General features: G+C 74.0%; 15 protein-coding genes. 10 read left to right on the forward strand and 5 right to left on the reverse strand.

The features are described from left to right. The first annotated feature begins 94 nt into the window (after positions 1-94). From F6W97_RS27880 to F6W97_RS27895, 4 genes are all read left to right on the forward strand, one after another. The gene (locus tag F6W97_RS27880; protein ID WP_155373470.1) at positions 95-739 is read left to right on the forward strand and encodes a M15 family metallopeptidase; all 645 of its coding nucleotides are present in this window, start codon (positions 95-97) and stop codon (positions 737-739) included. An 80-nt stretch (positions 740-819) separates the two neighbouring features. Then, positions 820-1,611, forward strand: coding sequence for a maleylpyruvate isomerase family mycothiol-dependent enzyme (locus F6W97_RS27885; RefSeq protein WP_155373471.1), 792 nt, complete (start codon positions 820-822; stop codon positions 1,609-1,611). 105 nt (positions 1,612-1,716) lie between these two features. Then, positions 1,717-3,543: a hypothetical protein gene (locus tag F6W97_RS27890; RefSeq protein WP_155373472.1), complete on the forward strand. Its 1,827-nt coding sequence runs from the start codon at positions 1,717-1,719 to the stop codon at positions 3,541-3,543. A 337-nt stretch (positions 3,544-3,880) separates the two neighbouring features. Further along, on the forward strand, positions 3,881-4,657 hold the full coding sequence (locus tag F6W97_RS27895; RefSeq protein ID WP_155373473.1) for a hypothetical protein: 777 nt from the start codon (positions 3,881-3,883) through the stop codon (positions 4,655-4,657). 101 nt (positions 4,658-4,758) lie between these two features. On the opposite strand, the gene F6W97_RS27900 is transcribed toward F6W97_RS27895, so the two are convergent. The 4 genes from F6W97_RS27900 to F6W97_RS27915 form a co-directional block, all read right to left on the reverse strand. Continuing rightward, positions 4,759-5,934 (reverse strand): damage-control phosphatase ARMT1 family protein, encoded by a 1,176-nt coding sequence (locus F6W97_RS27900; RefSeq protein ID WP_230687034.1) that lies wholly within the window; start codon positions 5,932-5,934, stop codon positions 4,759-4,761. Positions 5,935-6,032: 98 nt separating this feature from the next. After that, entirely contained in the window at positions 6,033-6,881 is an 849-nt protein-coding gene (locus F6W97_RS27905; RefSeq protein WP_155373474.1) for a hypothetical protein, read from the reverse strand. A gap of 138 nt (positions 6,882-7,019) precedes the next feature. Next, a complete protein-coding gene (locus F6W97_RS27910; protein ID WP_155373475.1) occupies positions 7,020-8,795 on the reverse strand; it encodes an ABC transporter ATP-binding protein in 1,776 nt (591 codons plus the stop codon). Continuing rightward, positions 8,792-10,591 (reverse strand): ATP-binding cassette domain-containing protein, encoded by a 1,800-nt coding sequence (locus F6W97_RS27915; RefSeq protein ID WP_155373476.1) that lies wholly within the window; start codon positions 10,589-10,591, stop codon positions 8,792-8,794. Before F6W97_RS27915 ends, F6W97_RS27910 begins: the two co-directional genes overlap by 4 nt. 57 nt (positions 10,592-10,648) lie before the next feature. Here F6W97_RS27915 and F6W97_RS27920 point away from each other — a divergent pair, with 57 nt between their 5' ends. From F6W97_RS27920 to F6W97_RS27955, 6 genes are all read left to right on the forward strand, one after another. After that, positions 10,649-11,749 (forward strand): hypothetical protein, encoded by a 1,101-nt coding sequence (locus tag F6W97_RS27920; protein WP_155373477.1) that lies wholly within the window; start codon positions 10,649-10,651, stop codon positions 11,747-11,749. 162 nt (positions 11,750-11,911) lie between these two features. Further along, on the forward strand, positions 11,912-13,225 hold the full coding sequence (locus F6W97_RS27925; RefSeq protein ID WP_155373478.1) for a condensation domain-containing protein: 1,314 nt from the start codon (positions 11,912-11,914) through the stop codon (positions 13,223-13,225). Then, on the forward strand, positions 13,218-14,453 hold the full coding sequence (locus F6W97_RS27930; RefSeq protein ID WP_155373479.1) for a macrolide family glycosyltransferase: 1,236 nt from the start codon (positions 13,218-13,220) through the stop codon (positions 14,451-14,453). Before F6W97_RS27925 ends, F6W97_RS27930 begins: the two co-directional genes overlap by 8 nt. A gap of 198 nt (positions 14,454-14,651) precedes the next feature. Continuing rightward, complete coding sequence (locus tag F6W97_RS27935) at positions 14,652-15,896, forward strand: SGNH/GDSL hydrolase family protein (protein WP_155373480.1); 1,245 nt, start codon at positions 14,652-14,654, stop codon at positions 15,894-15,896. 4 nt (positions 15,897-15,900) lie between these two features. Then, on the forward strand, positions 15,901-19,137 hold the full coding sequence (locus tag F6W97_RS41290) for an AMP-binding protein (protein ID WP_196279359.1): 3,237 nt from the start codon (positions 15,901-15,903) through the stop codon (positions 19,135-19,137). Then, positions 19,134-22,241, forward strand: a complete 3,108-nt coding sequence (locus tag F6W97_RS27955) for a non-ribosomal peptide synthetase (protein ID WP_155373481.1) — start codon at positions 19,134-19,136, stop codon at positions 22,239-22,241. The genes F6W97_RS41290 and F6W97_RS27955 overlap by 4 nt, the downstream gene beginning before the upstream one ends. Positions 22,242-22,346: 105 nt before the next feature. On the opposite strand, the gene F6W97_RS27960 is transcribed toward F6W97_RS27955, so the two are convergent. Beyond that, on the reverse strand, positions 22,347-22,988 hold the full coding sequence (locus tag F6W97_RS27960) for a hypothetical protein (RefSeq protein WP_155373482.1): 642 nt from the start codon (positions 22,986-22,988) through the stop codon (positions 22,347-22,349). Between the last annotated feature and the right edge of the window lie 133 nt (positions 22,989-23,121).

Raw genomic sequence — 23,121 nt, forward strand, 5'->3', positions numbered from 1 at the left:
TGTGAGCGCGGTGTGAGGACTTCCGCTCACGTCCACGTCGCAGCCGGTCGGGTGGACTGTGCGCCGTGACCGACCTGATTAGCGAGGCGGCGGCATGATCCTGCTGTCCGACCGCCGGATCTCCGCCATCGCCCTCGGCGACACCGGCGAACCCATGATCGACCTGCGCGAGGTGCCGGAGCTGCGGATCGACTCCCGGCTCGCCGACCCGGCCGGGGCGTACGCCCATCTGCGCGAGGGTGTCGCCCAGCGCCTGCTCGACGCGCAGCGGGCGCTGCCGGACGGGCTGCGGCTGCTGGTGATCGAGGCGTACCGGCCGCTGCGCCTGCAGACCCGGTACTTCGAGGACTACCGGGCCGAGCTGCGCGCCGCCCATCCCGGGTGGGACGCCGAGCGGCTGCACACCGAGGCGAGCAAGTACGTCTCACCGCCCGACGTCGCGCCGCACAGCACCGGCGGCACCGTCGACCTGACCCTGTGCACCGAGCAGGGCATGGAGCTGGACATGGGCACCGCGGTCAACGCGAGCCCACTGGCCAGCGCAGACGCCTGCTTCACGGCCTCGCCGCACGTGTCGGCGGCGGCCCGCGAGCACCGCGACGTGCTGGCGCTCGCGCTGTCGGGCGTCGGCCTGGTCAACTACCCCACCGAGTGGTGGCACTGGTCCTTCGGCGACCGTTACTGGGCGCTGCAGACCCGGGCCGCGCAGACCCGGTACGGCCCGGTCGCGGCGGTCTGAGCCGCCGGCGTGCGGAACAAGCGGAGCGGGTACGCGGTTGATCCAGCCGAAGACACCCGAGATCACCGAGGAGTACCTCTATGACCAGCTCCGCCGACGCCGTCATCGCCGCGCTGCGGTCCGGCCACGACTCGCTCGCCGCGCACGTGCGGGGCCTGTCGGCAGCCGACCTCACCGGCCCGTCGGGCGCGTCCGAGTGGGACGTGTCCCAGGTGCTCAGCCACCTGGGCAGCGGCGCCGAGATCAACCTGGCCACGGTCGAGGCGGCGCTGGCCGGTGAGCCCAATCCCGGCTTCGAGTTCAACAAGGGCGTGTGGGCGCGCTGGGACGCGATGGAGCCCGCCGACCGGGCCGAGGGTTTCCTCGCGGCCAACGACGCGCTGCTGGCGAAGTACGAGTCGCTCGACGCGGCCACCCGCGCCGACCTGCGGATCGACATGGGCTTCCTGCCCGCGCCGGTCGACGTCGCCACCGCGGGCAGCCTGCGGCTGAGCGAGTACACGTTCCACTCGTGGGATGTGCGGGTCGGCGGCGACCCGCAGGCCGTGCTCGCGCCCGAGGCGGTGCCGCTGCTGGCGGGCACGCTCGGCGGCATGTTCGGCTGGCTGGCCAAGTCCGACGCCCTGGACGGCAAGGAGCTGACCCTGCGCGTCGAGACCACCGACCCCGAAGCCGTGCACGGCCTGCGGCTCGCGGAGAAGGTCGAGCTGGCCGACGCCCCGGCCGACGCCGACGGCGTGCTGCGGCTGCCCGCCGAGGCCTGGCTGCGCCTGATCGCCGGCCGGCTCGGGCCGCGTTACACCCCGGACCCGGTCGAGGCCACCGGGGCGGCCGACCTGACCCTGCTCCGCAGCGTGTTCCGCGGTTTCTGACCGCTGTTGCCGACAGCCTCCGGCCCGTGACCGGGGCCGGAGGCTGTCGGTTGGTATGCGTAGGTTTCGCCTGATTACTCGCGCCGGAGCTGTGACACTACGGTGGTGACCGGCGTAGACGACCGTGCGGGACTGCTCGCAGGAGTCGACCTGCGCGCGCTGGTGCAGCGCTACGAGCCGGTGCTGTGCTTCACCGCGGGCGAGATGTTCTTCCCGATGCCCGTCGACACCTACCTGGCCGGGGCGGCGCTGTGGGCCTCGCACCACACCTCGCGCGGCGCGCCGACGCTGCTGGTCGACCACGGCGAGCTGGACCCCGAGCGGCTGGCCGAGACCGCCCGCGCGCGTCCCGAGGCCGCGCTGTTCCTGCGCTACGCCCCGCGTGGCCTGCAGCGCCGTGAACTGCGGGAGTGGCGGCGCAGGCCGGACCGGCCGAAGTTCACCGGGGTGTCCCGGCTGGCCGCGGTCGGGCTGCTCGGCCGGTTCATCGACTCGCTGCTGCGCCTTTCGCTGACCCTGCGAGGGCGGGTGCCGGGCGGGCTCACCGCCGCGGTGCAGCGCCAGTACGCGGCCGCCGGTCCGCAGACCGACACCTACCACGCCCACGTCAGCTCGGACGGCGGCTACGTGGTCATCCAGTACTGGTTCCTCTACGCGATGAACGACTGGCGGTCGAGTTTCAGCGGCGTCAACGACCACGAGTCCGACTGGGAACAGCTGACCCTCTACCTGGTGCCCGCGCCCGACGGACCGGACGGGTTCGAGCTGGCCTGGGTGGCGCTGTCCTCGCACGACGAGGTCGGCGACGAGCTGCGCCGCCGCCCCGACGACCCCGATCTGACCTGGGTCGACGGCACGCACCTGGTGGCGAACGCGGGCGCGGGCTCGCACTCGGGGGCTTACCTGCCCGGTGACTACCTGGTGCGGGTGCAGCCGCCGGCGCTGGAGGGCGTGCTCAACACCGTCACCCGGGTCCGCGCCGTGCTGTTCCCGTGGACGCGCGGCACGGCCGCCGAAGGGCTGGGCATCCCGTACGTCGACTACCGGCGCGGTGACGGGGCGCGGATCGGGCCCGGCACGTCCCGGCCGTGGACCCCGATCCTGATCGACTCGGCGACGCCCTGGGTGCGTGACTACCGGGGGCTGTGGGGGCTGGACACGGCCGATCCGTTCGGCGGCGAGCGGGCGCCGGCCGGTCCCCGCTACGAGCGCAGCGGCGCGATCCGGGCCTCGTGGGGCGACCCGGTCGGCTGGGCCGGCCTGGACAAGGTGCCGCCGACCGCGGCGCGGGCGCTACGGGCCGGGGCCGACCGGACCCGCGAGCTGGCGGAGACCATCGCCGAGCTGGACGGCAGGATCGCCGAGGGGCAGGAGGAGCTGCGGCGCATGTCGGCCGGGCTGGAGGTGCTGCCGCCGACGGTCACCGCGAGCCGCCGCGGCGGTGACGGCGCGGCCGCCGCGCTGATCGCGCAGGAGCAGGCCGTGGCGCTGCTGCGGGCCCGCCGCCGGGCGGCCGTCAACGAGCGAGACCAGCTCCAGGCGGTGGGCGGCGTGCCGCCGCTGCCGCCGCCGCACGCGCACCTGCGCAACCGGGTCGTCCCGGACGTCGCCGCGCCCGCGGGCGCGCTGATGCGGTTCTGGGCCGGGGCGTCGCTGTCGGTGCTGCTGCTCCTGCTCGGCTTCGCGCTGCTGCTGGAGCAGGGGTCGCTGCTGCTGGCGTGCACGCTGGCGGTGCTGGCGGTGATGGGAGTCGAGGCGGTGCTGCGCCGCCGCCTGCTGCTGTTCCTGGCGAGCCTGGCGATCCTCGTCGGCGTCGGCTGGCTGACCTGGCTGCTGCTCACCAACCTGCGCATCGCCTTCGGCGTGGTCGCGGTGGCCGCCGCCGTCGCGATCGGCGTCGCGAACCTGCGCAACCTGTTCGGCCGCCGCTGACCGGCGGTGCTGTCGCGCCGTTCCGGCCCGGGCAACCACCGGATTCCGACCGCGTCTGCCGCACTCGAGCACGCATTGCCGTCCCCATTCCCGAGCAATTGCACATTTGTGCAAATTCAAATATAAAACTTGGTCCCTGCGAAGAGCCTCGATATGTTTCCCAGCGCCAAATGCAGCGCTCACGAGGGGAAAATCAGTGGCTACGTCAAGGCGTAACTGGCACCGGGCGAGGAGACTGGCGATAGCGCTGGTCCTTGCCGGGGCAAGCGTCAGCGCATTCAGCACTCCGGTGAATGCGGCCGCCGAGGGGACGACTCCGTCGGCCGGCATCGCATCGGTGAACCTGTTGACCGGACAGGCCGTGCCCATCGACCCGACCAAGCGGACCAAAGAGCAGGAGACAGCGTATCGGGACCAGATCACCTTGCTGTCCGCGCAGGGAAAGCTCACCCCGGCGATGATGTCTCAGATGGGACTTCGCACGCTCACCGTCGCCACCGGCAAGACGCCGGTCGCCCAGGCGCCGGCGGCACCGCCGACTGCGCAGGGGAGCGGCGTGAGCCCGATGGGTTGCTCCATCACCAATCCGCAGACCGGCGCCGGTGCGATGTCCGTGCCGGCCCCGACGATCGTTTTCAATGGCTCCAGCCAGGGCTACCAGATGTACGCCACCGCGACCTACAAATGGAATTCCCACCCGGAGGCGCCCAGCACCTGCAAGGTGGCGGTCGGCGGTGTGGACGGGATCGCGGTCGCCCTCGACATCTCGGTGCTCAATGACGGTGTTTCGTTCATCGGCTGCAACATCTACAACAAATGCGCATCGACGGGTTACCTCGAGACCAACGGCCAGTACGGCGCGGGTTGGGCATTCCAGGACTGGGCGACCTCGACCCTGCTGGGTGGCGGGGACACGTACCGGGGTTCGCTGACGTTCGCCTTCCGTTTCCGCGGAGGGCTGGGATGTGTTCAGGCGTTCTCCAGGTACGGGCACAGCTGGGACAGCACGGCCCTCAACGGATTCGGCATCGGCCCGTGGTCGATCAGCGCGCAATGGACCTCGACGTCGTCCAACTGGGGCACGAGCAGCCAGACGGGAAGGTACGGCTGCTAGGACGGAGATCGCAGCCCTGCCGGGGATCTGCCGGTGAGGCAAGGATCAGGTGAGTGTGGCGAGGCTCCGCCGGTCGTCGGCTGACGGTGCCTCGCCACCTTTCATGCCCGGACCTGGATCAGCCCGTGCGTGCCGTCCAATCGCCAGCCCAGCCCTGCGGCGTCGAGCGCCGCGACGTCGGGCGCGCCGACCAGGACCTCGGATTTGAGCGTACGCAGCGCCGCGACCGCCCCGGGAAAGTACGCGGTCACCGCCTCGAACGGCGTCTGCGCCGGCCAGTGCCGGTCCCCGACCAGGCGGCGGTAGTTCAGGTCGCCCTTCACCATCGTCAGCTTCGCCGACCGGAACCGCGCGGCGAGGTCGCCGGGCAGGTCGTGATAGCTCAGCGGCTCGCAGTAGAACGGGTGGGTCACCACTTCCAGCGATCCGTCGCGTTGGGCGGTCCACAGTCGCCCGCGCAGCGCCGGTTCGGCATCTGCCAGCCGCCGCAGGCAGGACAGCAGGTCGTGCAGCATGGCGTCGGAGACGAAGTACGGCTGGGGCTTGAGGTGCAGCTCGACCCGGTCGGCCAGCCCGTTGCGCAGCAGCACGTCGACCAGCACCAGGTCGGGGATGAGTTCGCGCCCGGCGTTGTCGGCGACCAGGCATACGGTGCCGCCGGTCCCGGGGGCCAGGATCTGCCGCAGCGCCGCGCTGTCGTCGGCGACCAGGTCGGACGCCTGCTTGCGGTGCTCGGCCTCCGGGTCGGACACCCGGGTCGCCAGGTCCGCCCGGTTGCCCCACAGGGCCGCGTCCACGGCTGCGGTGAGCTGCTGCTCGGCAGGTCTGCCGGCCAGGTCGGCCAGCGCGGCCAGGTCGGCGTCGAGCGCGGGGTCGGCCAGCTCCGCCGACTTCTGCGGGGTGAACGGGTCCAGCCCGCGCCACGGGCCCGGCCGGAAGTACTCCACGGCTTCCAGCAGCCGCCGGTAGAAGTAGTTCTCGGCCCACAGGAACGGCACGTCGTACCAGCTCATGCCCAGGAACGGCGCGCTCCAGCGGGCCCAGTCGGCGGCGTCGTGCGCGTCGGCGGGCAGCGGCTCCACGACGCCGGACACGGCGTCCTCGGCCAGCCGCGCCAGGGCGGCGCGGATGTGCGGCGGGTAGGGGAACGCCGAGGCCACCTGCTCGATGATCGCCGGATGCCGGTCGTGCAGCACCCGCCAGGTGAAGGATCCGGGCACGTCGCTCAGGATCGGCGGTGCGTCGGACAGTGCCTGCTCCCGGTCAGCTTCGGACACTCGTCGCCCCTCGCGTCGCCCGTCATCCGATCATGGCCAGTCTAGGGGGACGCCCCCGGCCGGACGTCCCCCTGTGCCGTGTGGCGACGAGCCCGACCTCAGCCGACCTTGGCGGCGGTGATGGCGTTGCCGCCGCCGAGCCTGCTGCCGTTGACGGTGAACGTCCAGCTCCCGGAGCCGAGCGGAAGGCCGGTCACCTCCACCGTCCAGGTGTTGCCGTTCTGGGTGGCGTGGGTCTGGCTGCCGGTCGGCGGGGTCTTGCCGGTGAACATGTTCGCGATCGACGAGCTGGAGAACCGTGTCATCCGCTGCTTGTTGCCGTCGCCCCAGGCGGCCATGAAGTAGCCGACGTAACCGGCCGCGTTGTCGGCATAGTCGGTGCGGTTGAGGAACGCGTCGACGGTCGCCGTCGGGTGGCCGAGCTGGGTGGTGTCCATGGTCAGCCGGGCGTCGTCGCCGTGGGCGTTTCGGTAGTTGCAGGCGGTGCGGTCGGCCCCGGACGGCTCGCAGTTCAGCGTCGTCCACTGGCTGTTGGGCTTGCCGTGGCCCATGAACTGCGCCACCGCGGCCTGCACGGCGTACAGGTCGAGCTTGGACTTGCTGCCGGTCGCCCACGCGGCGAGCGTGGCCAGGCCGTATTCCTTGGCCGCCTTCGGGAAGGTCGGGGCCTGGTTGCCGCTGCCACCGGTCGCCGACGGCTGCGCGGTCGCCGTCGCGGAGCCGGATGGCAGGGCGCTGCCGGTGGCCGCGGGGCTCTCCGTGATCACGGTGTTGGCGCTGGCACTGGCCTGCGGGTCGCCCTTCTTGCCGCAGGCGGCGGTGCCCAGCAGGGCGAGGGCGAGCACACCGGCGACGGCGACGGCGGTGCGGGCGGTGCGGTGGGGACGGTTGTCGGTACGCACGCCGTCGTTGCCGGGGGCGGCGTGGCGCAGCGGAGAGGCGGTCATGGCCGACACGGTAAGTTGATCGAGCACCGTTGCCTAGGCCCCGTCGCAAATCTGACGGCCGCCCGGCCGGCGCGGGTGTTCCGGCTGCCGCCACAACCCGTGTGTGGTGGGTATACAACACATGGGTTGTGGCCACGGTCAGGCGTATGCCCTCGCCTGCAACGTGAACAGATCGTGGTAGAGACCGCCGCGGGCCATCAGCTCGTCATGGCTGCCCAGCTCGGCGACCGTGCCGTCACGCAGCACCACGATCAGGTCCGCGGCGCGTACGGTCGAGAAGCGGTGCGAGACGAACAGGGTGATCGCGCCGGAGCCCCGGGCCGCCCGGCGGGCCGCGGTGGCGAACCGGGTGAACAGCGCGTTCTCGGCGTGGGCGTCGAGCGCGGCGGCGGGCTCGTCGAGGGCCAGCAGCAGCGGCCGGGGCCGCATCAGCGACCGGGCCAGGCCGAGGGACTGCCACTGGCCGCCGGACAGCTCGGTGCCGTCGGCGTACCCCCGGCCGAGCATCCCGTCCAGGCCGCCGGCCTGGTCGACGGCGTGCCCGGCGCGGGCCCGGTGGATCGCCGCCTGCAGCGCCGCGTCGTCGTCGTGGTGGGCCAGCTCGCCGACGCCGACGTTGTCGCGGACGCTCCAGTGCAGCCGGGCGAAGTCCTGGAACAGCATCGCGATCCGGCGGTGCCACGACCCGGCCTCGATGCCGGACAGGTCCGCGCCGTCCACGGTGAGCGCGCCGCTGGTCGGGGTGTAGAGGCCGCAGAGCAGCTTGACCAGGGTGCTCTTGCCCGCGCCGTTCTCACCGACCAGCGCCACGGTGGCCCCGGCGGGCAGGGTCAGGTCCACGTCGCGCAGCGTCGGCCCGGCCGCGCCGGGGTAGGCGAAGGTGACGCCGTGCAGGCGGATGCCGTGCCGCAGCCGCCGCGGGGCGGGTGTGCTCGCGGATTCCGGCGCGGGCGCGGCGGCGGCCAGCTCGGCGAAACGGCCCGCGGTGCGGGCGGCGGCGGCGACGGTCGCGTGCAGCCCGATCGCCCCGGCCACCTGCACGCTGATCTGCACGGCGAGGGTCACCACCAGGATGACCTCGCCGACGGTCGCGGTGCCGTCCACGGCCCGGCCGAGCACCAGCAGGATCGCCCCGCCGTACGCGAACGCGAACAGCAGCTGCCCGCACCCGCGCAGCAGCGCGGCCCGCCACTGTGCCGCCCACAGCGTCTCGGTCGTCCGCGCCCAGGTCTGCGCCTGCCGGTCCAGCAGGAAGCCGGCCGCCCCACCCAGCCGGATCTCCTTGACCGCGTTCGCGTCGGCGGCCAGCGCCAGCAGGTGGCTGGACAGCCGACCGGCCTCGGCGGTGCGCTCGCGGGCGTGTTCGGCCAGCTTCGCGGCTCGGCGGGCGACCAGCACCGGTGGCACCGCGGCCAGCGGGAGCAGGGCCAGCCACGGGTCGACGCCGGCCAGGATGACCGTGGTCACCGCGGCCCGCAGCAGGAGCCCGCCCAGGTGCAGCAGCCCTTCCAGGGACTGCCGGGTCTGCGCGGCGTCCTGGGCGGCGAGCGCGAGCGTGTCGGCGAAGCCGGGATCGTCCAGGTGGGCGAGGCCCGGCTGCCCGTTGGCCAGGGCCAGCAGCCGCCGGTCGAGCACCGTGCCGGCCTGCTCGCCGACCTCGAAGTAGGACAGGTGCGCGAAGTGCCCGAGCATCAGCTCCACGACCAGCAGCGTCGCGACGCCGACGGCCAGCGCGGTGGCGGGCCCGGTGAGACCGGCCAGCGCGGCGTCGGTGAAGTCGCGCAGCAGGAACCCGATGAACGGGGTGGCCAGGTAGCCGCCGGCCAGCAGGACGAGCGCGACGGTCAGCCTGCGCCGGTCGGCGGCCCAGGCCAGGCCGAACACGAATCCGAACGCGGTACGCAGCGTCCTCATGCGACGGCCGCCACGTCGTCGCGGAACCGGCTGGCCTGCAACGTGAACATCTCGGCGTAGTGGCCGCCCGCCGCGAGCAGCGTGTCGTGGTCGCCGCGTTCGACGACGTGCCCGTCGGACAGCACCAGGATCTGGTCGGCGCGGCGCACCGTGGAGAAGCGGTGCGAGATGATGACGCTGGTCAGGCCCTCGGTCTGGGTGAGGAAGCGGTCGAAGAACTCGACTTCGGCGCGTACGTCGAGGGCGGCGGTGGGTTCGTCGAGCACCAGCAGGCGCGCGCCGCGGTCGACCGCGTGCAGGGCGCGGGCCAGCGCGATGCGCTGCCACTGGCCGCCGGACAGGTCGCGCCCGCCGGTGTAGCGGGCGTGCAGCGGGGTGTCCAGGCCCGCGGGCAGGCCGTCGAGCAGGTCCTGCGCCCCGGCTCGGGTCGCCGCGGCGTGCCAGGCGGCCGGGGTGCCCGCGCCGAGGCCGATGTTCTCGCCCGCGGTCAGCTCGTAGCGGTTGAAGTCCTGGAAGATGACGGCGAGCCGGCGCTGCCAGGAGGCGGGGTCCAGGTCGCGCAGGTCGAGTCCGTCGACGGTGACCGCGCCGCGGTCGGGGTCGTAGCAGCGGGTCAGCAGCTTCACCAGGGTGGTCTTGCCGGCCCCGTTGAGCCCGACGACGGCGGTGCAGCGCCCGGCGGGGATGACCAGGTCGAGAGCGGTGAACACGCGCCGCCCGCCGGGGTAGGCGAAGCCGACCTGGCTGAACCGGATCTCACGCTGCGGGGCGGGCGCCGGCGCGGCGCCGGGCAGGGCTTCCCCGCGCGCCGCGTGCTCGAAGCCGGTCAGCGCGGCCAGTGCGCGGCCGCCGAACTGGGTCTGCACGTCGGCTTCGGGGAAATAGACGCCGAAGCGGATCGGCACCAGCACCGCCTGCACGGCGACGGCGTACCCGAGCAGGTCCAGCTCGCCGCGCGCGGTGGCCTGCGCGACCGCGGCCAGGGCCAGCGTCGCGCCGACGAGCCCGGCCAGCGCGAAGCCGAGGAACGGGCGCAGCAGCAGACGTCGCCGCATGCTCCAGATCGGATCGAGGTAGCCGCGGTGCTCGGTGTCCAGGCGCGCGGTGAGGAAGCCGAGCAGCCCGAGCACCCGGATCTCCTTGGCCGCCGCGGTGCCGGTGGTCAGCGTGCGGGTGTACGCCACGCGGCGGCGCTGCGGGGACAGCGCGTCCCATTCCGCCGCGAAGCGGCCCAGCGAGCCGCGCTGCCCGAACCGGATGACCAGCGCGGTCGCCGCGACGACGAGCCCGGCGAGCGGGGACAGCACCACCGCGATGAGTGCCACGGCCCCGGCGAGCCCGGTGTAGCGGGCCAGCAGCGCGGGCAGCGCCGCGGCGGCGTTGCCGGGCGACGGGCTGGCCCGGTCGATCGCCGTGCGCACGTCGGCGAGCAGGTCCAGCGTGCCGGGCCGTTCCAGGGCGGCCACCGGCGCGTCGGTGTACGCCGCCCGCAGTGCCCGCTGCACGACGTGCCCGTCGACGCGGCGCGAGACCAGCTCGGCCAGCGCGAGCTGCATGGGGCCGAGCAGTTGCTGGGCGACGAGCGCGGCGAGGGTGAGCGCGACGGCGGCGCCGAACGCGGCCTCGCCGCGGGCCACCGCGGGCACCCGGGCCAGCAGCCCGGCCATGCCGACGATGAACACGATCGGGGCCAGCCCGAACGCGGCGCTGACTCCCAGCGCGACGGTGACCGGCAGGCCGCCCGCATGGCGGAGCAGGCCGATGAGGTCGAGCCACCGGCGCAGTCGGGGCCTCATAGTGACGTCCTCTCGACAGCCGGTAACATCAACAAACTTAACAGTTAAGATACTTAAATGCACGCGTCGATTTCGGCCGCGGTCACCGCGCACCCGCGCCGCCGCCTGGAGGCCGAAGCCCTGGCTGCGAGCCAGCCCGGCCTGGACTTCGCGGTGGTCCTGGACCCGGAGCCCGACGGGCCGCGCAGTGCGCTGCGCACCGCGCGGCTGGCCTGGCGGACCGCCGACCCCGGCTGCACGCACCGGCTGCTGGTGCAGGACGACATGCGGCTCGCGCCCGGGTTCGCCCGGCTGGTGCGCTCGGCCGTGGCGGCACAGCCGGACCGGATCCTGTGCCTGTTCACCGAGTGGGGTTCGCGCACCTCGCCGGCGGTGCGGCTGGCCGCGCTGGCGGGCGCGGGCTGGGTGCCGCTGCTCGACCCGTACGTGCCGACCACCGCCGTGGTGCTGCCGACCGCCGTCGCGCACGCGCTGGCCGAGTTCCCGGCCGAGCCCGGTGAGCCCGACGACGTGCTGCTGCTGCGCTTCGCTCGGGCGCACGGGATGACGCCGCTGGTCAGCTCCCCGAACCTGGCCGAGCACGAGCAGGGCGACTCGCTGATCGGCAACGACGTGCTGCACGGCCCGCGCCACGCGGCGCTGTTCGGCGGCCCGCCCGGCGACTGGGGGCGGGTGCTGGTCCCGCCCGTGGTGCCGCATCTGCTCCTGTTCGACGGGGTGGTGGTGTGCCAGGTGCCCGACGGCGACGGGTGGCGGGCGGTGCTCGCCGACGCCTTCCTCGCCCCGTCCGGCCTGACGCTGCCCGACCTGCTCGAACGGTATGCCGCGGCGGTCAGGGCGGGCGACCCGACCGGGCGGGTGCGCCGGGTGGTGGCCGACTCGCTGCTGCTGCAACTGTGGCTGGCCGCCTTCTGCTACGGCGTCGCGGCGTACGCGGTGCTGGGCGACGTCGCGGTGGTGGAACGTGCTTTGCGGACGGTGCCCGGGGCGGCGGCGCTGCGCACGCTCGCCCCGGGTGCGCTGCGCCGGTTCGTGCCCGGCCACCGGCTCGCCGGGCTGCCTGTACTCGTCGATCCACTGCTGCGCTTGGCCATATCGGACGGATGCGTACACGCTGGTCAGACCGGAGATCAGTTCTGGAAGGAATATTTACAGTAAAGGTCAACTGTGCTATCAGTTATATGCCCATGCGTGGATGACCTCCGGTGCTGGGCGGTCCTGTGCGCCCACCCCGGCGCGCGCCGTGTCACCCGGTTCCCCGCAGACAGGCAGGCGTCGATGGATAACCCAGCACCGCGCGGCAGCGAGGAGGTGGGCTGAGTGCAGGTCATCCCGCGTCGCGCCACGCCGTCCGGCACCGCGCCGCTGTCCCTGCTGCAGCAGCGGTGGTGGCACCTGTGCACCGCGTACGAGGGCGACGCGTCGCCGATCGTGGTGATCGCCGACCGCATCACCGCGCCGCTGGACGTGCCCGCGTTCACGGCGGCCGTCGACGCGCTCGCCGACCGGCACGACGCCCTGCGGACCACGTTCGCCGTCGGCCCCGACGGGCCGCGGCAGGTGATCGCACCACCCGGCGGCCTGGCCACGGAGCTGCTCGACGTGTCCGGCGAGCCCGACCCGCCCGCCCGGGCGCGTGAGCTGGTCGCGGAACTCGCCAGGACGCTGCTCGACCTGGCCGGCGGCACCCTGGTGCGCTCCCGGCTGATCCGCCTCGGCCCGGACGACCACGTCTGGTGCCTGGCGGTGCACCACATCCTGGTCGACGGCGAGTCGACCATGATCCTGCAACGCGAGGCCGTGGCGCTCTACCGGGGCGAACCGCTGCCCGAGCCCTTCATCGGGTATGCCGACTTCGCTGCCTGGCAGTGCGCCGACACCACCGGAGCCGAGGATCTGGCCTGGTGGACCGAGCGGCTGCACGGCGTGCCTCCGCTGGAGCTGCCCACCGACCTGCCACGCCCGCCGGCCAAGACACTCCGCGGCGGCCAGATCGACGTGCAGGTCGCCGCACCGGTCGCGGACGCACTGGACCGCTTCGCCCGGCAGCGGCGGGTCACGCCGTACATGGTGCTGGTCACCGCACTGCTGGTGGTGCTCGCGCGGCGTTCGGGGCAGACCGATCTGTGCGTGGGCATGCCGGTGTCCGGCCGCCTGCTCGAGGAGACCGAGCGCACGGTCGGCCTGTTCGCCAACACGATCGCGTTGCGGGCCGACCTGACCGGCGAGCCGGATCTCGGCGAGCTGCTGGGCCGGGTGCGCGCCGCGACCATCGACGCTCTGGCCCGGCAGGCGGTGCCGTTCGGGCAGGTCGTCGCCGCGGTCGACCCGGACGCCGACCGCTCCCGCACCCCGGTCTTCCAGGTGACGGCGGCGCTGCACACGCATACCGCCGGCGGGCCGGCCGATCCGCACTGGCGGCCGTTCGCCCAGGCCGTTCCGCAGATCCTGCACGACCTGGGGGTGGACGCCTGGCGCGAGCCCGACGGCCTGGAGCTGACGCTGCGCTACGACACCGGGCTGTTCACCGCTGACACCGCCGCCGCGCTGGCCGACGAGGTCGTCGCGGTGCTGCGGGACCTGGCCGAGGGCGCGACGCCGCCGGTCTTCGCGGTGGAGGCGCGGCATGGGTAGCCACCTGGTGTTCTTCAACATTCCGGCGCTCGGGCACCTGTTCCCGACCCTGGGTGTGGTGTCCGAGCTGGTCCGGCGCGGGCACCGGGTCAGCTACGCCGCGCCCGCCGACCGCGCCGCCTACGTCGCCGCGGCCGGGGCGCGGGTGATCCCGTACACCTCGACGCGGCCCGGCGACACCGATCCGCAGGCGCGCACCCCGGCCCGCGCCGAGCACATCGGACGCAGCCTGCTCAACTTCCTCACCGAGACCGAGCACACCCTGCCGCAGCTGGAGCCGGCCCTGCTGGCCGACCCGCCGGACCTGGTGCTGTTCGACCGGATGGCCTTCGCCGGGCACGTGTTCGCGCACACCCAGGGCATCCCCGCGATCCAGCTCTGGCCGATGATCGTGTCGGCGGGGCCGTGGTCGCTGAACGAGGCGGTGCCGGTCGACTTCGGCCATCCGACGCTCGCCGAGTACACCCTGCGCCTGGAGCGTTTCCTGGCCGGCCGCGGGCTGACCGGGCTGCCCGCGGACGAGTTCCTCGCCCCCAGGGTGGTGCGCCACCTGGCCTTCCTGCCGCGGGCGTTCCAGTACGCGGGCGCGGCCTTCGGCGAGGAGTTCTCCTTCGTCGGGCCGTGCACGACCCCGCGTGCCGGTGATGTGCCCTGGTCGCCGCCTGCCGACGGCGCGCCGGTGGCGCTGGTGTCGCTGGGCACGCTCAACAACCACTGGCCCGACTTCTACCGCCTGGTGTTCGAGGCGTTCGCCGACACGCCGTGGCATGTGGTGCTGGCCGTGGGCCGCCGCCTCGACCCGGCCTCGCTGGGTACGCCGCCGCCGAACGTCCAGGTCATGCCGGTGGTGCCGCAGCTGGCGGTGCTGGCCCAGGCGCGGGTGTTCGTCTCGCACGGCGGGCTGGGCGGGGTCATGGAGGGCGTGCAGGCCGGGGTGCCGCACGTGGCCGTGGCCCGCACCCTGGAGCAGGACCTCAACGCCGCCCGCATCGTCGACACCGGCATCGGCGCGGCGCTGAGCCTGGACGGGCTCACCCCGGCCCGGCTACGCGAGGCGGTGACCCGGGTCGACACCGACCCCCGCATCGCGGCCGGGGTCGCCGCGATGCGCGCCGAGGTGCTGGCCGCGGGCGGTGCGGCGCGGGCCGCGGACATCGTCGAGTCGTGCCTGCGGGAGCCCGCCCAGCGCGGTGCCGCGGGCGTCAGGACCCTGGCCCCTCAGGGATAGACGGCGGGCCGCCCGGCGCCCCCCGGGCGGCCCGTCGCCTACGTGCCATCGAGAGATGGGGCCATTTAAATCAGCCGAACCGCCACCAGTGATCGATGCTTTGTACGTAAGAAACTTAACTATTTATTGGCATCGTGGTCGCGTCGGCGGGACAGCCCGCCACATCCCCCTCGGGAATCGATGGAGGTTCCACTAGTGATGATCAAACGAAGGCGCGCCACGGCCGTGCTCGCCGGTCTCGGCCTGCTCGCGACCACCCTGGTCGCCGCGGCCGGTCCGGCCTCGGGCAGCCTGCCCGCGCGCTGGGTGGGGACCTGGGGGACCGCACTCACCGCACCGAGTCTGGCCAACACCGGCAGCTCGCTCAACGGCTTCACCGACCAGTCGATCCGCCAGCTCGTGCGGATCTCCCTCGGCGGGGAGAAGGTGCGACTGAGGATCACCAACGCGTACGGCACCGGCCCGCTGAGCATCGGCCACGCCAGCGTCGGCCTGCCGGTCTCGCCCGGCTCGCCCACGCTGCAGCCGGGCAGCATCCGCGAGATCACCTTCAACGGCAGCGAGTCCGCGGTCGTCTACAAGGGCGCGGAGCTGCTGACCGACCCGATCGACCTGCCGGTGTCGCCGACCGCGGAACTCGCGGTCACGCTCTACCTGCCGACCGCGACCGGGGCCACGTCGTGGCACTGGACCGCCCGGCAGACCTCGTACGTCTACGCCGGCGACAAGGCGGAGGATTTGACCGGAGCCGGGCAGACCGCCGCCTACAGCCACTTCTACTACCTGGCCGGCATCGAGGTGCTCACCAAGACCGGCGCGGGCACCGTGGTCGTGCTCGGCGACTCGGTCAGCGACGGGTCCGGCTCCACGCTCGGCGCGAACACCCGCTGGCCCGACCAGCTCGCCACGCGCATCACCGGCACCTGGCCCGCACTCGGCGACCCCGGGGTGCTCAACGTCAGCCTGGCCGGCAACCAGGTCACCAAGGACGGCCTGGCCATCAACTCCCCGGCGCTGGGCGACAGCGCCCTGGCCCGCCTCGACGACGACGTGTTCAGCCAACCCGGCGTACGCACCGTCATCGTCGAACTCGGCATCAACGACGTCCACCTGTCCGGCTTCCCCGCCGCACAGATCATCGACGGGCTCCGCCAGCTGGCGGTCCAGGCCAAGGACCGCGGCGTACGCGTCGTCGTGGCCACCCTCGGCCCGTTCGAGGGCTACTCGACCTGGACACCCGAGAAGGAGGCCGTCCGCCAGGCGGTCAACACCTGGCTGCGCGGCGACAACGAATTCGACGGGCTGCTCGATTTCGACCAGATCCTGCGCGACCCCGCCGCACCCAGCAAGGTCCTGCCCGCCTACGACAGCGGCGACCACATCCACCCCAACGACACCGGCGCCCAGGCACTCGCCGCGGCCGTACCGCTCTGGCTGCTGTGACCCGATGACGTCCCGCACCCTCCCCGAACTGCTGGCCGCCCTCGCGGCGGCGCGACCCGAACACGTCGCGCTGCAAGTGGCAGGCGGGGAGGGCGCGGGGCCCACCGAACTCACCGCGGCGGCGTGGCACGCCCGCGCCACGGCCGCCGGAAACGGGCTGCTCGGCAAGGGCGTCGCGCCCGGCGACCGGGTGGGCCTCGTGTTCGACGGGGCGGACTGGCTCGACTTCGCGGTCGCGTACGCGGCGGTCACCGGGATCGGCGCGGTCGCCGTGCCGCTGTCGGCGACCTCGCCCGCCGCCCGGCTGCGGGAACTGCTCGACCACGCGGGGGCACGGGTCGTCGTCGGCACGCTCGGCTGGACCCTGTCCGAACTGGATGCCGAAGATGCCACGCCGCTGCCGGACACCGTCCGGCCCGGACAGACCGCGCAGATCGTCTACACCTCCGGCACCACCGGCACCCCCAAGGGCGTGGCCGCGAGCCACGCCAGCCTCACCCACGGACTCGACCCGGCCCGGCCGCCGCTGGCGCACTCGCGGCACGCGCTGCACGCCTTCCCGCTCGGCACCAACGCCGCGCAGACGATGCTGGTCACCGCGCTGGTCGCGCGGCCCACGCTGGTCACCATCCCGGCCTTCGACCCGTGGGCGTACGCCCGCACGGCGCAGACACTGCACGTCGGCACCCTGTTCCTCGTCCCCGCGATGGCGAGCGCGCTGCTGGAGGCGGGCGTGTTCGAGCGGTGCGACCTCGACGCGGTGCAGCTGGTGTCGTGCACCGCCGCCGCCCTGCCGCCCGCCGTGGCGCGAGCGCTGGCCGACGCGCTGCCGGAAGCCGTGATCGTCAACAACTACACGTCCACCGAGGCTGCGCCCGCGTACACCAGCATGGTCTTCGACCCGGACCGGCCCGCCTCGGTCGGGCGGGCCGAGGGCGGGGCGGAGCTGCGCATCCTCGACGCCGACGGCGCGATCGCCGGGCCGGGGCAGACCGGTGAGGTGTGGCTGCGGGCGGGCGACGCGGTGCGGGCCTACCACGGCGACCCCGGCGCGAGCGCGGCCGTGTTCCGCGACGGCTGGGTGCGCATGGGCGACCTCGGCTACCGCGACGCCGACGGCTACCTGTTCCTCGTCGACCGCGAATCCGACCTGGTCAACGCGGGTGCGCACCGGGTCTCCACGCTGCGGGTGGAGGCGGCGCTGCACGAGCACCCGGCGGTGCTCGGCGCGGCGGTGCTCGGCCTGCCGCACCCGGTGATGGGCGCGACCGTCGCCGCCGCCGTCGAGCTGCGCGACCCGTCGGCGCTGGCCGGGCTGCGTGCCTTCCTCGCCGACCGGCTCGCTCCCTACGAGCTGCCGACCCGGATCGTCGCGGTGGCCGAGCTGCCGCGCAACGACGGCGGCAAGGTGCGCAAGGCCGCGCTGCGGGAGCTGTTCACGCAGGCCCCGGCCCGGGTCGCACCCCGCACCGAGGCCGAGGTGGCGCTGGCCGGGCTGTGGCGTGAGGTGCTGCGGGTGCCCGAGGTCGGCGTCGGCGACGACTTCTTCGCCCTCGGCGGCGACTCGACGCGCGCCACCCGCCTGGCCGCCCTCATCACCACCCACTTCGGCCGCGACATCCCACTCTCCCTCATCTTCGACACCCCCCTCCTGGCCGACCAGGCCGAACACCTCTCCTCCGCACCCCCCACCGCCGAACCGCCGCCTCCACTGCCGCCGCTGGTGACGCCGACGCCGACGCCGACGCCGACGCCGATGGGCGATGATCGCTGTTTCGTGTCGGAAAGTGAGGTTGGACCGCAGGATCTGACACGAATCAGCGATCATCGCCAAGCCGCTGAGCCCGCCGAGTCCGGGGGGAGCGGGGCCGCGAGCGGGGAGATGCCGCTGGCGTCCACTCAGGAGAGCATGCTGGCGTGGATGTGGGCCACGGGGGAGCCGCGGGACGTCGGGCCGATCAGTGTCGGGATCCGGGTGCGGGATCAGCTCGATCCGGGGCTGCTGGAGCGGGCGCTGAGTGCGGTGGCGGACCGGCATGAGGCGCTGCGCACGGTGTTCGACCGTGATCCGGCCGGGCGGCACCGGGCCCGGGTGCTCGACCACTGCCCGCCGGTGGTGACCGCCGTCGCGGCCCGGGACCTCGACCACGCCGGGCAGCTGTGCCGGGCCGACCGGGAGGGCGGCTTCGACACGGAACGCGGGCCGCTGGTGCGGGCCATGGTCGCCGGCCTCGGCCCTGAGGACCATGTGCTCGGCCTGGCCGTGCACCACCTGGTCTGCGACGGCGCGTCGATGGGGCCGCTGCTGCATGAGATCGGCGTCGCCTATGCGGCGTTGCGCAGCGGCAGCCCGCTGCCGGCCGCTGCGCCGGGGACGCGACAAGGCGGTGGCCACCCGCCGACGGCGGCTGCCGAGGTGACGGTTGCACGCGGCAGCGGGCTGCCGCCGGCCACGCCGCTGCGGGACTTCGTCGCGTACACCCGGCAGCGTTGGCAGACCACCCTGCCGTACTGGCGGCGGGTGCTCGACGGCGCGCCCGCCCACCTGGAGCCGTTCCGCGGCCGCCGGGAGGCGGTGCGCCTGCGCACCGCGCAGCTGGAGTTCGCGCTGCCCGGCACGCTCGGCGACGGGCTGCGCCGGGCAGCCGCGGCCCAGGGCGCGACGCCGTTCATGCTGATCGCGTCGTGCTGGGCGGCGGCGCTGTCCGAACGCACCGGCACCCACGACATCCTGCTGATGTCTCCGGTGCCCGGCCGCACCCGCCCCGGCAGCGAGGCGCTGATCGGCTGCCTGAGCCAGTCGCTGCTGCTGCGCGTGGACACCTCCGGCGGCCCGTCCGCCGCCGAGCTGCTGGCCCGGACCCGGCGCACCGTGGTGGACGCGCTGGACCACCAGCACTATCCGTTCGCCGAGTTCTACCAACGGCACACCGGCGCGGCCTGGCTGCGGGTGGAGACCTGGGGCGGGCAGGCGCACCTGCCGGGACTGGAGTCGGAGCCGTTCGAGCTGCCCCGGGCGCTCGACGCGGACTGGCCGACACCCGGCGGCCTGCCCGACCTCCAGGCCCCCGAGCTGGCCGTCGTCGAGCACCCGGACGGCCGCCTGGTCGCGCACCTGCTCTGGAACCACCACGCCTTCGCGCGGTCCGAGATGGACATCCTCGCCGGGCGGGTCACCGAGCTGTTCGAGCACGCGGCGCGCGAGCTCGCCCCCGCACCACCGCAGGAGGTTCCACGATGAGCACCGCCACCCCGGCCCAGCACGGCATGTGGCTGACCGAGCGCCTCGGTCTGGCCGCCACGGCCTACCACATGCCGCTGCCGGTATGGCTCGACGGCCCGCTCGACCCGGCCCGGCTCGCGGACGCGTGCGCGGCGGCGGTCGCCCGGCACCCGGTGCTGTCGTGCGCGTTCACCGAGCAGGACGGCGAACTGCAGACCGCCCCGGCGGCCCGGACGCCGTCGCTGCGGCTGAGCGCGGCTCCGGACGACCTGGCGGCGTTCGTCCGGGAGCGCACGCTCGCGCCGTTCGACCTGGCCGCCGGGCCGCTGATCCGCTTCGACCTGGTGCCCGCGGGTCCTGGGCGGCACCTGCTACTGATCGTCGCGCACCACCTCGTCTTCGACGGCGAGTCGAAGGAGATCCTGCTCGCCGACCTCGCGGCCGCCTACTCCACCCCGCCTCCCGCACCCCGGGATCCCGCGCCCGGCGCGGGCCGCACCGAAGCAGGGCCTGCGGTTTCGGGGAAACCGCAGCAGTCCCGCACCGAATTCCTGCACCTTCCTCGAAACTGGCCGAATCCTGCGGCGAGGCAGGACGGTGTGGCGGGCGGTGTCGGGGAGGAGGGGTGGAGTGGTGAGGTGATGGTGCGGGCGGTGGAGCATTGGGCGGGGTTTCGGGCGCCGGGTGAGCCGAGCTTGCCGGGACTGCGCGGGGTCAGCGCCGCGGGTGCGCGGCCGGGCGTTGCCGTGCCGTTCGACCTGGACGCGGTGGCGGTCCGGGCGGCCGCCGCGGAGCTGGGCGCGACGACGTTCGAGGTGGTGCTCGCCGGGCTGCTGACGCTGCTGGACCGCTACGGCGACCCGGCGCCCACGGTCGGCGTCGACCTCGGCACCCGGCCCGCCGACGGCCACGACCGGGTCGGGCTGCACGTCAACGAACTGCCGATCGGCATACCCGCGACCGGCCCGGCGGACCCGGTCACCGTCCGCGAACGCGTCGCGGCCGTACGGCACACGCTGCGGGAGACGTATCCGCTGCGTGCCGTGCCGCTGTCGCGGGCCGTGTCCGGCCTCGCCCCGCGCGCCGCGCTCACCCCGGTGTCGATCAGCTACCGCCGCCGGGCCCGGCCCGCGCCGGTGTTCGCCGGGCTCGACGCGCGGGTCGAGTGGACGGCATTCCACCACGCCGCCCGCAACGCCCTGCACGTCCAGCTGCTCGACGACCCCGCCGCGGCGGACCTGCCCGTGCTGCTGCACGTCGACCCGGCCCGGCTGGACCCCGCCGACGCCGCCAGGGTCGGCGCGCACCTGCGTACCCTGCTCGACGGCTTCGCCCGCCAGCCCGACGCGCCGCTGCACGACCTCGACCTGCTCGATCCGTCCGAACACGAGCTGCTCGCCACCTGGAACGACACCGGCCGGGCCGTTCCCGGGCCGCAGGCGCTGCACGAGCTCGTCGGCGCGGCGATCGCGGCCCGACCCGACGCCGTCGCGGTGGTCGCCGCCGACAGCGCGATGACATACGCCCAGCTCGACGCCGAGGCCGCCGCGGTCGCGGCACAGCTGCGCGGGCGCGGGATCGGCCCCGGCGACCTGGTCGCGGTGTGCCTGCCCCGCACCTCGCGGCTGCTGCCCGCGCTGCTCGGCGTCCTGCGCACCGGCGCGGCCTACCTGCCGCTGGACCCTGAGCACCCGCCGGCCCGACGCGACGGCCTGCTCGCCGACGCGGGCCCGGCGGCGGTGCTGACGGCCGACGCCGACGGGTCGACCGTGCTCGCCGAGACCACGCCGCCGATCCCCGGCGACCCGGCCATGCCGCCGACCGTCGGTGATCCGGCCACGCCGTCGCGGCACGAACCCGGGCTCTGTTACGTGATCTACACGTCCGGTTCGACCGGGCGGCCCAAGGGTGTGGCGGTGGAGCATCGCGCCGTGGTGAACCTGCTGCACGCGCTGCCGGACGTCGTGCCGACCGGCCCGGGGGACGTGTGGCTGGCCGTGGCGTCGGCGGCGTTCGACATGTCGGTGCCGGAGTTGTGGCTGCCGCTGGTCACCGGCGGCACGGTCGTGCTGGCCACCGCCGAGCAGGCGCGCGACGGCGAGCTGCTGCTGAAACTGCTGCGCCTGACCGGGGCCACCCACGCGCACCTGACCCCGTCGACGTGGCGGCGGCTGCTCGACGCCGGTTTCGCCGAGCGCGGCGTGGTCGCGGTGTGCGGGGCCGAGGCGCTGCCCGCCCCGCTCGCCGCCGAGCTGCGGTCGCAGACGTCGCGCCTGGTCAACCTGTACGGCCCGACCGAGACGACGGTGTGGTCCACCGCCGCCGACCTCACCGGGGGCGGTCCGGTGACCATCGGCCGCCCGCTGGCCAACACGACGGCGTACGTCCTGGACGCGGCACTGCGGCCGGTGCCGCACGGCATCGTGGGCGAGCTGTGCCTGGGCGGGGCCGGGGTCGCCCGGGGTTACCTGGGCCGCCCCGAGCTGACCGCGGACCGGTTCGTGGACACGGCCTGGGGGCGGCTCTACCGCACCGGTGACCGGGTGCGCCGGCTGCCCGACGGGTCGCTGGAGTTCCACGGGCGGATCGACGACCAGCTGAAGGTGCGCGGGCACCGGATCGAGCCGGGGGAGGTCGAGGCGTTCCTGCGGGCGGCCGAGTCGGTAGTGGACGCGGCGGTGACCGTGTCCGCGGACGGGGACGCGCTGGTCGCGTACGTCGTCGGCGCACCCGATCCGGCCCGGCTGCGCGAGCAGCTCGCGGCGGGACTGCCCGGATACCTGGTGCCGTCGGTGTTCCTGCTGGTCGAACAGTTGCCGCGCAACGCCAACGGCAAGCTGGACCGGGCCGCGCTCGCCGGGCTGGCCGGCGCGCCGCTGGTGCCGCAGGCGTCGCCGCGGCCCTACACGGGGCTGGCGCTGCAGGTGTACGAGATCTGGCGGGAGGTGCTCGGGCACGGCGAGATCGGGCCCGACGACGACCTGTTCGATCTCGGCGGCCACTCGCTCACCGTCACGAAGATCGCCGCCCGGTTGCGCCGCAGGCTCGGCGTGGACCTGCCGCTGCACGTCTTCTTCGACACGCCCACCATCAACGGCATCGTCGCCGCCGCGGACCGGTGACCGCGGCCAGGAACGTCGTCTCGGCGCCGGGCAGGGCCGTCGGCTCACCATCGCACGCCCGGCGGGTCCCGTCCGTGGTGGCTCACGGGACCCGCCGGGGCACGGTCACGGCGTGTACGGCGCGTCCGTGTGGGACTCCTCCTTGAGGATGCTGCCGTCGGCGAAGTACACGGCGGTGCGCTTGACGCTGACCACCGCGGAGCCGGCGTCGGCGGGGCGGGTCAGGTAGACCAGGGTGAGCTTCTTGCCGGCGACGGCGACGGACTCGATCGGGTCCCGGTCGCCGAGCACGAAGTGCACCACGCACTGCGCCCGGTCGCCCGGCTTCGCGCACAGCATGACGCCCCAGTACCGGCCGGTGGTGTCCACGACGCTGCTCATGATCGTGCCGACGGTGACGGCGCCGATCTCGCCGCCCAGGTCGCCGGTCGCGCAGGGCTGCTGCACCGCCAGCACGAGGCCGTCCTCGCCGGAGAACATGCCCTCGGTGAGCGGCGCGCCGTCGTCGCCGAACGCGTAGTAGGGGTCGATCAGCCCGCGCACCATCGCCTCTTTCACCTCGGCGCAGGTGGGCGTGGGCTTGGCGGGGGCGGCGGCGCTCGGCGAGGCCTCCGGCGACGGGCTCAGCACGGTGACCGCGCTGGGCGCGGCCGAGGGTGATTCGGTGGACTTGCAGGCGCTCGCCAGCCCGGTGAGGGCGAGGACCGGGATCAGCAGCAGGGCGGCGCGGCGGGGGTGGTGCGGCATGGGTGGTCCTTCGACGACAGCGGGATGGGGATGCGCCACTGCACGATAGGGGTGATCCACCGCACCCGACGCGGCGTCGTCGCCACCCCGACAGACGCGCGCGCGCAGGCCGCACGCAGTTTCGGGGAAACTG

It is taken from the genome of Catellatospora vulcania, from assembly GCF_009720385.1.
GTDB classification, from domain to species: Bacteria; Actinomycetota; Actinomycetes; order Mycobacteriales; family Micromonosporaceae; genus Catellatospora; species Catellatospora vulcania.